Origin of the sequence: Tatumella sp. JGM94, from assembly GCF_018257595.1 — a bacterium.
GTDB lineage: Bacteria > Pseudomonadota > Gammaproteobacteria > Enterobacterales > Enterobacteriaceae > Tatumella > Tatumella punctata.
The window spans coordinates 20628-33699 of record NZ_JAERJN010000020.1 but is presented as its reverse complement, the minus strand read 5'-3'; the positions used below and the strand labels follow the sequence as shown (position 1 = coordinate 33699).

The following is a 13072-nucleotide window of genomic DNA, read 5'->3' as shown; positions in this document are numbered from 1 at the left end:
TCCCCAATCACAATAACTTATCCCGGATAATGCCCGGCAGCCACCTGCATAATCGCCTGCAGGTAAGCACGGATAGCCAGCGCCACATCATCACTAGTGACAGATTCGTCCGGATGATGGCTAATCCCCCCCGCACAGCGTACAAACAGCATCGCCACCGGCCAGCATTCGGCAATCGCAATCGCATCATGCCCGGCACCGCTGGGCAGTAACACGGACTGTCCCTGTACTTCGGCCACCGCATCACTGAATGCATCCCGCAGGCGGGGATCGCAGGCAGTGGCCGGGATCCCATAGTATTCTTCGGCGGTAAACCGCAGACCCCGCCGTTCAGCAATACGCTGACCCTCTTCAAGTAAGCACGCCTGTAATGATGCCAGCGGGCCATCTTCAGGTCCGCGGATATCCAGAGATAACCGGGCTTCTCCGGCGATAACATTGACTGCGCCGGGCTCACAGGCAATGGTCCCGACGGTTGCCACCAGCGGTGCCCCCCGCTGCTGTGTACAATTCTCGACAAATACCATCCATTCGGCCGCTGCTGCCAGAGCATCTTTGCGGTGGGTCATCGGTACCGTGCCCGCATGGCCGGCCTGACCAGTGAACTGGCAATTCAGACGCCGCGCACCATTAATCGCGGTGACAACGCCCAGAGCCAGCCCCGCCTGTTCCAGACAAGGCCCCTGTTCAATATGCAACTCAAGATAAGCGATAATCGCGTCCCGGTGACGGGCCGCAGTGGCAATCTTCGTGGCATCCAGTCCTGAGGCCTGCATAGCCTGTGCAACAGTCACTCCCTGATGATCAGGGTGATCCACCCATGCCGCAGGCCAGCGACCGGTAATGCCTTTACTTCCCAGTAAAGTGATCCCAAACCTTGTCCCTTCTTCATCAGCGAAACCAATGACCTCGATCGCGACCGGTAAGCGAATTTGCTGTTCATTCAGCCAGCTGACCGTTTCTATTGCGCTCAGTACGCCCAGGGGACCGTCATAACGACCGGCATTTCTTACACTGTCCAGATGCGATCCCAGTAAAATAGCCGGGGCATTGGCCGTTTGCCCTTCATAACGGCCACAAATATTCCCCACCGCATCCTGCCAGGTCTCCATTCCGGCTTGACGCATCCATTCAGCCACCTGCCGGTTAGCCCGAAAATGTTCGGCTGAAAGATATACCCGTGTTAACTGACCGTCATCCTCGCTGATAGCCGCCAAATCATCACTGCGGGCCATCACCCGTAATGCGGCCTGCCTGGCCTGAGAAGGATCTATCCGGTTATGCATGGTTGTCATCCGCCAGATAATGATCGAGGACAGTCTGTATGGCAGCTCCCCGCGGGGTGCTGAACCTGAGACTGTTCAGTACCGCTTCGAGGGCGGTCAGGGTCTGCAACACAGATTGTTTACGTGCATTATAGCCCATGGTTCCGATACGCCAGACTTTGCCATGTAACGGACCAAAGGATGTACCGATCTCGATCCCGAAATCATTCAGCATCCTAGCGCGTACTTGATCACCGTTGATCTGATCAGGGATCATCACACCCAGAACATTATTCATTTTATGTCTGATATCGCCGAATACCTGTAATCCCATGGCCTGAATACCTTTCAGCATGGCATCACCGTGCAGCCGGTGGCGGGCAATACCGGCTTCCAGCCCTTCCTGCAGAATGATTTGTGCACTTTCACGTGCACCAAACAAGGCACTGGTGGCTTCTGTATGGTGATTCAGACGTTCCGGCCCCCAGTAATCCATCACCATCCCCAGATCAAAATAATTGGAGTAGATCATCTCATCGTCACCTTCCGCATGATCGACAGTACGGATCCCCTGTTCGACACGTTTGCGCCGGCGGATCACGGCTTCCATTTCAGGACTGAGGGTGACCGGCGAGGTGCCGGAAGGACCTCCCAGGCATTTTTGCATCCCCGCAGAGACGGCATCCAGCCCCCATGCATCGACTTCCAGAGGATTTCCGCCCAGAGATGCGGTGGCATCCGTATAAAAAAGCACCCCGTATCTGCGGCAAATATCACCCAGTTCATGCAGCGGCTGCAGCATAGTGGTCGAGGTATCACCCTGCACTGTGAGTAATAACCGTGGTTTTATACGGCGAATAGCATCTTCGATTTGGTCTGCAGAAAATACCTCGCCCCACGGCACCTCTATCGTATGGACTTCGGCACGACAGCGATGGGCTATTTCACAGAGTAAATGGCCGAAGCGCCCAAAGACCGGCACCAGAACTTTATCACCCGGCTTTATTGCCGACACTAGTATCGCTTCGATACCGGCACGTGAAGTTCCGTTAACCAACATGGTCCACTGATTTTTGGTACAAAACACCTGCCGGTACAGGGCCATCACTTCATTCATATAACCGGTCATTGCCGGGTCATACTGTCCCAATAACTGGCTGGACATCGCACGTAATACCCGCGGGTAAGCATTGATCGGACCAGGGCCCATCAGTAAACGTTGTGGCGGATTGATTTGTGAAAACGGGCTGAGCTCCATAACGGGTTCCTTAACGATTGAGGTTACATATGCACCGACGAAATAAACTGTTTTAATTCTGCGGTTTCCGGATTAGCAAACAGGGTTTTACTGTCCCCCTGCTCCCGGACTTTCCCCTGATGCATAAACACCACACGGTTACCGACATTTCTGGCAAAATTCATTTCATGAGTCACCAGAATGAGTGTCATACCCTCCGCGGCTAATTGCTCCAGTACACGCAATATTTCACCGGCACATATTTTCCTCTGGCTATCATTGAAACAAAAGATTCTTATAAATCCATGTTTGCAACTAATGTGCCAAAGTCTTTACTCAAAAAAACCGGTGCCTGGCGGTTAATTATCGGTAATCCCTGCTGTACGCCCCTTTTTTCGCCCAGTGAAGACGCACAAAAACAATGCAATGCACCACAATGACGCCCCGTTATCGTCTTTCAAGCTCATCCAGTTGCTGATAGAGACCGGCTATCTTATGGATACGCTGTCTTCCGTCGGCCAGCATTTCATGAAGCAGCGCATTGGAAACTAAATTCACCAGACTCATTGCGGCACTGTAACTGTCAAATGCAGATACACTTTCCAGCGGAGCAACCAGCTGCCAGCGGGAAAGATCCTGTAATCCCGCGCCCCGTGGCTCAGTGATCAGTACCACCGGGACTGACTGGCGCTGTAGCTGTTCCAGCAACGGACGGATAATTGCCGGCCTGCGGCGAAAAGCCACCACAACGGCAACATCATGACTGCTTAAGTCGGCCAGCTCTTCAGATAACGTCTGGCCCGGTAAAGGCAGTAATACGACCTGGCTGCGTACCTGCATCAGTTGCAGGCGCAGGTGCATTGCTACCGGATATGAATTACGTAACCCGATAATAACCACCCGACGGGAATCAGCCAGCGACTGAATAACCTCACTAAATTGCAGGGGATCGATGGCGGTTGTCCAGTGGGTCAGATTGGCTATTTCCTGCTTATAATGACGGGATAACAGAGTGTTACCCTGCACTGCATCACGGTTATCCGTTAACGGCATCCCGGACTGCCGCAGAGTCCGCATTTCATCATGCATATCTTTGTATTTTTCATAACCCAGCCGTTTAAATAAACGGCTAACGGTCGCCTTGGACACACCGCTCAGTCTGGCTAGTTCTGCACTGTTGTAACTGATCACATCATCAAAATGATCAAATACAAAATCGGCCACCCGCTTCTCTTGCGGCGACAGCCGGGGGTAATGGCTTTCCAGCCGTTGATCCAGTTGTTTCATCATCACTCCTGCTGCATTTGTTAGCGCAAAACTAGCACAATTTGATCCATTGTTATTCTCCGCGAACCAAAAAGCCCGGAAACGGAACAAAAATTGCTTACCACTGACTCTCTCTGCAAGATTTGAACTGAGGAACCAATGATCCAAAGCAATATTGCCCCTAATGGCATGGCAGTGACTCCCCATCATCTGGCCAGCGAAAGCGCCCTGGCCGTATTACGTGCCGGAGGAAATGCGATAGAAGCCATGGTCGCGGCAGCGGCAACTATTGCCGTTGTGTACCCGCATATGAATGGCCTCGGAGGTGACAGTTTCTGGCTGATTGTTCCGCCTGAAGGTGATCCGATCGCTATTGATGCCAGCGGTGCTGCCGGCAGCCAGGCAACTCCCGATTTTTATGCGGGGATGACAGCGATTCCGTACCGCGGCCCGCACGCCGCCCTGACCGTCGCTGGCACCGTTAGCGGCTGGCAGGAAGCACTGGCTTTTTCTCAGGAGTCCGGATTTTCCCCGTCACCGGTCGCTGAGTTACTGAGAGATGCTATCCATTATGCCCGCCACGGGATCCCGGTAACAGAATCACAGTCTGCTGCCAGCGCCGGTAAGTTAAGTGAGCTGCAACATCAGCCCGGCTTCGCTGATATCTATTTACCACAAGGCAGGGTACCCACCCCCGGAAGCAGGTTTACACAGGAAGCACTGGCGGACACCCTGCAGGCACTGGCAGAGGATGGTCTGGACAGTTTTTACCGCGGCCCCTTATCAGAAAAAATAGCCGCAGGTATGGCTGATCTGGGCATGCCGGTGACCTTAAGGGATCTGCAACAGCATCGGGCGCAGCGTAAAAAACCGCTGCAACTGGCCCACAGTGAAGGCACACTGTATAACCTCACTCCGCCAACCCAGGGCCTTGTTTCTCTGGCCATCGCCGGGATTACTGACCGTCTGAATATGCCAGAAGCAGATGAAACCGGCAGTATTCACCGGATCGTCGAAGCAACCAAACAGGCATTCAGGTTGCGGGATCGCTATCTGACCGATCCCCGCGAAATGCGTATTGATCCACAAATGCTGCTGGAAGACAGTTATCTGGATCAGCTGGCCGGCGGGATTAACCTCAGCCATGCAACACCAGATACAGGCTGCCGTGCGCCGGGCGATACGGTCTGGATGGGAATAATCGATAACCGGGGAATGGCCGTTTCGTTTATTCAGAGTATTTACCATGAATTCGGCAGTGGTGTGGTGATCCCTGAGACCGGCATTTTATGGCAGAACCGCGGTGCCTCTTTCACCCTGCAACCGGAACAGCTACTGACACTGGCCCCGGGTAAACGTCCTTTTCATACCTTAAACCCGGCTGCTGCACGTCTGCGTGACGGCCGGGTAATGGTTTATGGATCGATGGGAGGCGACGGGCAACCCCAGACTCAGGCCACCGTATTTACCCGCTATGTCCAGCAGAAAATTCCGTTACAACAGGCGATTACTGCCCCGCGCTGGCTGCTTGGCCGGACCTGGGGGCAAACATCGGAGTCGCTGAAAATGGAGGGGCGTTTTAGTCGCGAGACCCTGCAGACCCTGAAACAGATGGGTCATGATATTGAAGTAATTGCTGACTTCAGTGAAGCCGTGGGACATGCCGGTGCCATTGTCCGGCACTGTAACGGCATGCTGGAAGGGGCATCCGATCCACGCAGTAACGGCAGTGCCGCCGGTTTTTAAGGAGAACCTGACAATGACACATCCCATTGAATGGTCAGCATATCTGACCCAAATGGAACATATCTCGGATATTGAACTGACAGAAGATCGTCGTGCAGAAGTACTGGTACAACTTACCCGTATCGCCAGGATGGCTCAGCCTCTGATGGATTACCCGCTGGATGACCGTATTGAAGTCGCAGGGGTATACCGGTTATGAATCTCAGCGAAATGACTATTAGCGCACTGCAACAGGCCAGATTACGCGGTGAAATCAGTGCCAGTGAAATCGCCAGCCACACTCTGCAGTCAATTGCGCAGCATAATCCGCAACTCAATGCCTGGACCGAAGTGACCCGTCAGCGCATGTTGCAGGAGGCCGCCGTCGTTGACCGGAACTTCCGTCAGGGAGATCACGGCAGCCCCCTGAGTGGCATACCTTACGGGGTCAAAAATCTGTTCGACGTTCAGGGATATACCACTGTCGCCGGGGCTAAGTTATTTGCTGCCCGTCCGGCCGCCCGCCAGGATGCCCATGCCGTATCACGCCTCCGTCAGTCAGGCGCTCTGTTGTCCGGCATGCTGAATATGGATGCTTATGCCTACGGCTTCACCACCGAAAACAGCCACTACGGCCCCAGCCATAACCCGCGAGATTTACAGCGTATTGCCGGCGGTTCTTCGGGCGGATCGGCGGCGGCAGTGGCTGCAGGACTGATACCGTTTTCTCTGGGGACAGATACCAATGGATCAATACGCGTTCCTGCCGCATTATGTGGTGTTTTTGGTCTTAAACCGACCTACGGACGATTATCCCGCCAGGGTTCGCATCCGTTTGTCGCCAGCCTCGATCATATCGGCCCTTTTGCCCGTAACGTCACTGACCTGAGTCTGGTTTATGATTGCCTGCAGGGCAACGATCCTGATGATGCCTTTCAGTCGCCGCGTCCTGCGGAACCTTCATTTACACAACTTGATCACCCCGCCAGCGGCCTGAGGGTCGGTGTACTGGGGGGGTACTTTTCCCAGTGGTGTGATGAAGAATCCCGCCAGGCCGTAGCAACAGCAGCACGCGCCCTGAATGCCTCAGAAGACGTTGAGTGGGCTGATGCAGAGCTGGCCCGTTCAGCGGCATTTATTATCAGTGCCAGCGAAGGAGGGAATCATTATCTGCCGGCATTACGCCAGTTCCCTGAATTGTTCGAAATTCATTCCCGTGAACGGTTGCTGGCAGGAGCCATGCTACCCGGCAGCTGGTATGTGCAGGCACAGCGTTTCCGGCGTCATTTCTGCCAGCAGATCCTGCCATTGTTCGATAATATCGATATTCTGCTGGCCCCGGCGACGCCATGCAGTGCGACACTGATTAATCAGCAGACAATGCGTATTAATCAGCAGGACCTGCCGGTGCGCGCCAGTATGGGGATGCTGACACAGCCGGTCTCTTTCATCGGGTTACCTGTTTGCACTGTGCCCCTGCCGGCTGCCAATGGCCTGTCCGTCGGCGTCCAGATCATCGCCGCTCCTTTTAAAGAAGCCCATGCATTACAGGCCGCCAGAGCACTTGAACAGCAGAAGATCACCCTGCCTCCTTTCAGCTTCAGGAATATAACAGAATGACAGCACCCATCATTAATTCCCCGCGGGTATTACAGCAAGTCACCGCCCAGTTTTATCGCTATGAAGCAGCCCTGACCGGTAATGATATTGAAGTACTTGATGAATTATTCTGGCACAGCGTTTGTACCGTTCGGCTGGGGGCCGGAGAAAACCTGTACGGTATTGAGCAAATTCAGGCATTCCGTGCTTCACGCCCCTCCGCGAATCTTGACCGTACACTGCATAATACCGTGATCACTACCTACGGCGACGACTTTGCCGTATGCAGTACCGAATTTACCCGCATTGGCAGCGATAAAATCGGCCGGCAACAACAAAGCTGGGTGCGTTTTCCTGAAGGCTGGCGAATCGTCGCCGCCCAGGTCAGCCTGATGACATAATCTGCCGCCCCCCGCCACCACGGGGGGCGAAGCCCTAAGGTGCAGGGTGGTGTCTGGTCCAGTGCTCTGCTATTTGCTGGCGGGTACATACCCAGACATCGGGATACTGACTGATATGGTCAAGGAAACGTTGCAATGCACGAAAACGACCCGGACGACCGAGGATCCGGCAATGCATACCAATGGACATCATTTTCGCTGCACTTTCACCTTCGGCATACAGCACGTCAAAACTGTCCCTCAGGTAAGTAAAGAAGTGATCTGCCGTATTAAATCCCTGCGGAGTCGCAAACCGCATATCATTACATTCCAGAGTATAAGGGATCACCAGGTGCTGACGGGTCTCACCTGATGTACATTGTACCGGTGTCCAGAAAGGCAGGTCATCGCCATAATTGTCACTGTCATACAAAAAGCCCCCTTCCTCGACCAGCAGCCTCCGGGTATTGGGACTGTCACGCCCGGTATACCAGCCCGAGGGTGCTTTACCGAATAATGCCGTCAGTACCTCAACTGCCTGTTGCATGTGCTGGCGTTCTGCCTCCGGCGGCATATCCTGATAATGGATCCAGCGCCAGCCATGACTGACCACATCGTAATCAGCCGCTTTAATCGCCGCAACAATCTGCGGATGTCTTGCCAGCGCCATCGCAACCCCGAAGACGGTCAGGGGTAAACCGCGCTTTACAAATTCGCCATGGATCCGCCAGAACCCGGCCCGCGAACCGTACTCATACATTGAATCCATTGACATATGCCGGTCAGGAAAACTGGCAGCACCGACAATATCGGACAGAAATTGTTCAGAACCTGCATCACCATGCCAGATATGATTTTCAGCACCTTCTTCATAATTAAGGACAAACTGTACCGCTACTCGTGCCCCGCCCGGCCATTTCACTGCCGGAGGCTGCCCCGCATAACCGATTAAATCCCGCGGATAATCATCCGTCAGACCAAATTGCTGTAGACTGTTTTTTGACATTACTGCTTTCTCCCGGCTCAGAAGAGAACCACCCTCCTCTGAAATATGTAGCAGAACAATGCAAGCTCTGTGCCAGAGAGATCTTTCTCTGGCAGAGCAGATTCAGGCAGTTACAGGTCTGCGGAAAACAGCCCGTGACAGAAGCTCTTCAGGAAGATTAAATAAGGAACAGATAATGACAATTAAACTTCGTCCGCTGGAACGGGAAGATCTGCATTTTGTCCACCAGCTGGACAATAATGCCAGTGTAATGCGTTACTGGTTTGAAGAGCCCTATGAAGCCTTTGTCGAGCTCTCAGATCTGTATAATAAACATATCCATGACCAGACCGAACGACGTTTTGTCGTCGAGCATAACAGCGAGAATGCCGGATTAGTCGAACTGGTGGAAATAAATCATGTCCACCGCAGGGCTGAATTTCAGATAATTATCGATCCGCTGCATCAGGGAAAAGGGCTGGCAAGTCAGGCGGCTAAACTGGCGATGGAGTATGGATTTTCGGTACTGAATTTGTACAAGCTTTATCTGATTGTTGATCAGGAAAACGAAAAAGCTATCCACATTTACACTAAACTCGGTTTTGAAACCGAAGGGGTGCTGAAACACGAGTTTTTCATTAACGGCGAATACCGGAATACTATCCGGATGTGTATTTTTCAGCACCAGTTTCTGGAAAAATATAAGGCCGGACGGGAACCGATGGTTATGCCTGCCGCCCGGTAATCCCTGTACCGTCAACAGCAGACGTACTCTGCTGTTGATCTTGTCAGTGCTCAGCCAAATACTCCGCTGAGATAACGCTCTAACGCCATCCGTGAGCTGAACCCATGAGGAATGCCATAATGCTGCTGGTTTTCGGCGGCCAGATATAAAGGAAATTCTTTATAGTGTTCGCAGGTTTTCATCTCTGAAGCAGGTTCAGCAAACGTCTGACTTTTTTCTTTTAAGGTCGGATGAATAACCAGTGCCGTTCTGCCGAGCCGCGCTTCCCGGTTAACATAGACATAGTTTTCACCGCGACGATATCCGTAAGCTTTAGGTGTGACCAGATCCATTTCAAATCCGGCATTTTCCAATACCCGGGCGACTTCATCCGGACGTAAATACATAGTTAATCCCCTTATATTTTTTTACCGGCTCACTGTAGCCCGGCAAGAAAAACTTGTAGCTCAGACCATTCGGAATTTTCTCGGTCTGCCTGCAAAATGCCAATAGCTGGCTATAATTATTAACCGGAACCGGAAATAACGGAGATAAAAATGGCAACTGAAGCAGAGAAATCACAGATTAATAAAAGTGAACTGGAAATTGGTGAACTGGCGGACAGTCTTGAAGCACTGCTGAATTCGTACAGCGATGACGCAAAAGACGGTTTAGAAGACGCCCGTAAAAATGCTGAACGATTACTGAAAAAAGCCCGGACCTCTCTGGATGACGGTCAGGAAAAGTTAAAAGATAAGTTTTGCCAGTCCGGATGCAGCGTTGATAGCTGGGTACGCGAGAACCCGCTGCCGGCAACCGGCATAGGTGCTGCGCTGGGGGTTGTATTCGGCTTTCTGCTGGCAAAACGCTGAGCGCTCAGGATTTAGCCTGACCGGCCCGTCACTCTGCCGGTCACGTCACCTGCTCTGATAAACGACAGGGCATGATATTAGCGCCCTGTCGTCTAATCTTTGCCTGTATATTTGCGATACTGACCCTCTGTCATCGGCTCCGCACGGTCTGACTGCCGTCCTGCATCATTGCTGTTATTCAGGCTGCCATCACCCCCTATGCTGACCACCCAGGCCCCCTGTGATCATTTTATTTTTCTGTCCGTCCTGTGAGCAAGTGCGGGAACCCCCCCTCGAAATACCATATATTGTGTGTGTTGATATATTTAAAATCCAGATATAGTATCTTCAGCAGGGATGGTGATGCAAACCCTGCTATCTCTCAGGTGCGTTCTCTCCGGTGCTTTTTTTAACCCACAGATGAGAATGAGAATCACAATAATACTGATTGATAGTAAACCAAGAGCACCAGGCCATAGCGCCAGCATAAAGGAGATCATAACCAGTGTTTCCGTTGATTTACTTTTCCAGTCGTTCTGAAAATACCCATCGTTTCGTACAGCGGCTGGGGCTCGAGGCATACCGCATCCCGCTGGACAACCCCGTCAGCTTTGCGGTAACACGCCCTTTCCTGCTGGTTGTACCAAGCTATGGGGGCGGAGAGATACGGGGCAGTGTGCCTCGACAGGTTATTCACTTTTTAAATAATCCGGATTACCGGAAATATCTGTGCGGGGTTATCGGGACCGGAAATCGTAACTTTGGCGCCGGTTACTGTCTGGCGGCAAAGATTATCGCAAGAAAATGTGCTGTTCCCTGTATCAGCAATACAGAGCTGCTGGGCACAGCCGAAGATTTAATTAACGTTCGTCGCGGAGTCGAGAAATTATGGCAACAATATACCCAACCCTAACCCCGGCAGAAGATTTTCACGCGCTGAATGCGATGCTGAACCTCTACGATGCACAGGGAAATATCCCTTTTGAAAAAGATCAGCAGGCTGCTGATCTTTATACCCGTGAACATATTGCTGCACAGACCCGCCATTTTTCAGGTATTGCTGAACGGCTGCGTTATCTGGCGGATGAGGGTTATTACGATGCCGGTGTTTTTAATCAGTATCCGTTGCGTTTCATTACCGATCTCCACCAGCAGGCGGAACAGGCAGGCCACCGGTTTACCACCTTCCTCGGCGCACTGAAATTTTATCAGAGCTATGCTCTGAAAACCTTCGATGGCAGCCAGTATCTTGAGAACTTCCCCCAGCGTTGTTGTATGGTGGCATTAACCCTTGCCCGCGGAAATCAGCAACTGGCGACCGATATACTGCATGATATTTTGCAGGGGCGCTTTCAGCCGGCGACACCGACCTTTCTGAATTGCGGTAAACAACAACGGGGAGAGTTTGTCTCCTGTTTTCTGTTACGCATTGAAGACAATATGGAATCGATTGGCCGGGCGGTGAACTCTGCACTGCAACTTTCACGACGCGGCGGCGGTGTCGCATTTTGTCTGAGTAATTTAAGAGAACAGGGCGCGCCGATCAAAAAAATAGCCCGTCAGTCTTCCGGGGTGATTCCGGTGATGAAGATACTGGAAGATGCCTTCTCATATGCTAATCAGCTGGGTGCTCGCCAGGGCGCGGGGGCCGTATGGCTGCATGCTCATCATCCGGATATTTTACCTTTCCTCGACACTAAGCGGGAAAATGCAGACGAAAAAACGCGGATCAAAAGCCTGTCTCTGGGCGTTGTATTACCGGATATAACCTTCCGTCTCGCCAGAGAAAACCAGTCTATGGCTTTATTTTCGCCTTATGATATCCAGCGGGTGTATGGCAAAGCCTTCGCCGATATCAGTATCAATGAACAGTATCATCAATTGGTCGCCGACCATCGGATCCGTAAAACCTATATTTCTGCCCGTGGATTATTCCAGACTCTGGCCGCTATCCAGTGTGAGTCTGGTTATCCGTACCTGATGTTTGAAGATACGGTTAACCGGCACAATCCCCTGCCCGGACGGATCAATATGAGTAATCTGTGCTCGGAAATCCTGCAGGTGAATCAGGCCAGTGAATACCATGAAGATGGAAGTTATCGTGAAACAGGGAAAGATATTTCCTGTAATCTCGGATCCCTGAATATCGCCAACGTGATGGATGCCGGCAGGTTAGAACAAACAGTTAACGTGGCTGTCAGGGCATTAACTGCCGTCTCGGACATGAGTGAGATCAATGCAGTCCCTTCGGTGGCAGCCGGTAACCGGGCTTCCCATGCGATCGGTCTGGGTCAAATGAACCTGCATGGGTATCTGGCACGTGAGGGGATCCTCTACGGCTCACCAGAGGCTCTCGATTTCACTAACCTCTACTTTTATTGCATTGCCTATTATGCCATCAAAACCTCCTGCGAAATTGCCTGCCAGCGTCAGCAGCGTTTCAGTGGTTTTGAACAGTCAGCCTATGCCAGTGGCCATTTTTTTGACAAATATACCGAACGTCGCTGGCTGCCACGTACCGAAACAGCCGCGGCACTGTTTCGTAAGGCAGGTATAACCCTGCCTGATTGTGATGACTGGCTGCGTCTGAAACAGCAAGTGATGGCCTGCGGCCTGTATCACAGTAATTTACAGGCCGTCCCGCCAACCGGATCAATCTCTTACATAAACCACGCAACGTCGAGTATCCACCCGATTGCCGCCAGGATAGAGATTCGTAAAGAAGGAAAACTCGGGCGGGTGTACTACCCGGCGCCTTATCTGACAAACGAAAATCAGGCTTACTATGCCGATGCGTATCAGATTGGCCCGCAGGCGATTATCGATACTTATGCCGAAGCAACACAACATGTCGACCAGGGGCTGTCACTGACACTCTTTTTCAATGCCGATGTCACGACCCGTGATATTAACAAAGCGCAGATTTACGCCTGGAAAAAAGGGATCAAGACCCTGTATTACATCAGACTCCGTCAGACAGCACTAAAAGGGACTGAACTGCAAGGTTGTGTCGCCTGTGCACTGTAACCAGAAAAGAGAA

The 13072-nt window shown here is 52.1% G+C and carries 13 protein-coding genes and 1 pseudogene; 8 read left to right on the top strand and 6 right to left on the bottom strand.

Features of this window, described 5'->3' with window-relative positions; translation table 11 throughout:
- Positions 1–17: 17 nt before the first annotated feature.
- The 4 genes and pseudogenes from hpxK to JK216_RS13820 all read right to left on the bottom strand — a co-directional run bounded on the left by hpxK (position 18) and on the right by JK216_RS13820 (position 3789).
- The gene (gene hpxK / locus JK216_RS13835; RefSeq protein WP_212710741.1) at positions 18–1286 is read right to left on the bottom strand and encodes an allantoate amidohydrolase; all 1269 of its coding nucleotides are present in this window, start codon (positions 1284–1286) and stop codon (positions 18–20) included.
- Complete coding sequence (locus tag JK216_RS13830) at positions 1279–2523, bottom strand: alanine--glyoxylate aminotransferase family protein (protein WP_212712003.1); 1245 nt, start codon at positions 2521–2523, stop codon at positions 1279–1281. Before JK216_RS13830 ends, hpxK begins: the two co-directional genes overlap by 8 nt.
- A gap of 23 nt (positions 2524–2546) precedes the next feature.
- Positions 2547–2756: pseudogene (locus JK216_RS13825) on the bottom strand (amino acid ABC transporter ATP-binding protein); the annotation flags it as partial.
- Positions 2757–2949: 193 nt separating this feature from the next.
- On the bottom strand, positions 2950–3789 hold the full coding sequence (locus JK216_RS13820) for a MurR/RpiR family transcriptional regulator (protein WP_212708820.1): 840 nt from the start codon (positions 3787–3789) through the stop codon (positions 2950–2952).
- Positions 3790–3927: 138 nt separating this feature from the next.
- Between JK216_RS13820 and JK216_RS13815 the strand changes: the two genes are divergently transcribed.
- Genes JK216_RS13815 through hpxZ form a run of 4 tightly spaced genes read left to right on the top strand, consistent with a single transcriptional unit; the run spans position 3928 to position 7493 of the window.
- On the top strand, positions 3928–5514 hold the full coding sequence (locus tag JK216_RS13815) for a gamma-glutamyltransferase family protein (RefSeq protein WP_212710742.1): 1587 nt from the start codon (positions 3928–3930) through the stop codon (positions 5512–5514).
- 13 nt (positions 5515–5527) lie between these two features.
- Entirely contained in the window at positions 5528–5713 is a 186-nt protein-coding gene (hpxX, locus tag JK216_RS13810; protein WP_212708796.1) for an oxalurate catabolism protein HpxX, read from the top strand.
- Positions 5710–7113: an AtzE family amidohydrolase gene (locus JK216_RS13805; protein ID WP_212712004.1), complete on the top strand. Its 1404-nt coding sequence runs from the start codon at positions 5710–5712 to the stop codon at positions 7111–7113. The genes hpxX and JK216_RS13805 overlap by 4 nt, the downstream gene beginning before the upstream one ends.
- Complete coding sequence (gene hpxZ, locus JK216_RS13800; RefSeq protein ID WP_212712005.1) at positions 7110–7493, top strand: oxalurate catabolism protein HpxZ; 384 nt, start codon at positions 7110–7112, stop codon at positions 7491–7493. The genes JK216_RS13805 and hpxZ overlap by 4 nt, the downstream gene beginning before the upstream one ends.
- Positions 7494–7527: 34 nt before the next feature.
- Here the strand turns inward: hpxZ and puuE are convergent, their stop codons facing one another.
- Positions 7528–8478: an allantoinase PuuE gene (puuE, locus tag JK216_RS13795; RefSeq protein ID WP_212708799.1), complete on the bottom strand. Its 951-nt coding sequence runs from the start codon at positions 8476–8478 to the stop codon at positions 7528–7530.
- Positions 8479–8653: 175 nt separating this feature from the next.
- Here puuE and speG point away from each other — a divergent pair, with 175 nt between their 5' ends.
- Positions 8654–9202 (top strand): spermidine N1-acetyltransferase, encoded by a 549-nt coding sequence (gene speG / locus JK216_RS13790; RefSeq protein WP_212708800.1) that lies wholly within the window; start codon positions 8654–8656, stop codon positions 9200–9202.
- Positions 9203–9252: 50 nt separating this feature from the next.
- On the opposite strand, the gene JK216_RS13785 is transcribed toward speG, so the two are convergent.
- Positions 9253–9588, bottom strand: coding sequence for a DUF2002 family protein (locus JK216_RS13785; RefSeq protein WP_212708801.1), 336 nt, complete (start codon positions 9586–9588; stop codon positions 9253–9255).
- 150 nt (positions 9589–9738) lie between these two features.
- Between JK216_RS13785 and JK216_RS13780 the strand changes: the two genes are divergently transcribed.
- The 3 genes from JK216_RS13780 to nrdE all read left to right on the top strand — a co-directional run bounded on the left by JK216_RS13780 (position 9739) and on the right by nrdE (position 13059).
- Positions 9739–10053: a DUF883 family protein gene (locus JK216_RS13780; protein WP_212708802.1), complete on the top strand. Its 315-nt coding sequence runs from the start codon at positions 9739–9741 to the stop codon at positions 10051–10053.
- A 484-nt stretch (positions 10054–10537) separates the two neighbouring features.
- Positions 10538–10945, top strand: a complete 408-nt coding sequence (nrdI, locus tag JK216_RS13775) for a class Ib ribonucleoside-diphosphate reductase assembly flavoprotein NrdI (RefSeq protein WP_212708803.1) — start codon at positions 10538–10540, stop codon at positions 10943–10945.
- Positions 10921–13059, top strand: coding sequence for a class 1b ribonucleoside-diphosphate reductase subunit alpha (gene nrdE, locus JK216_RS13770; protein ID WP_212708804.1), 2139 nt, complete (start codon positions 10921–10923; stop codon positions 13057–13059). The genes nrdI and nrdE overlap by 25 nt, the downstream gene beginning before the upstream one ends.
- Positions 13060–13072: the final 13 nt, after the last annotated feature.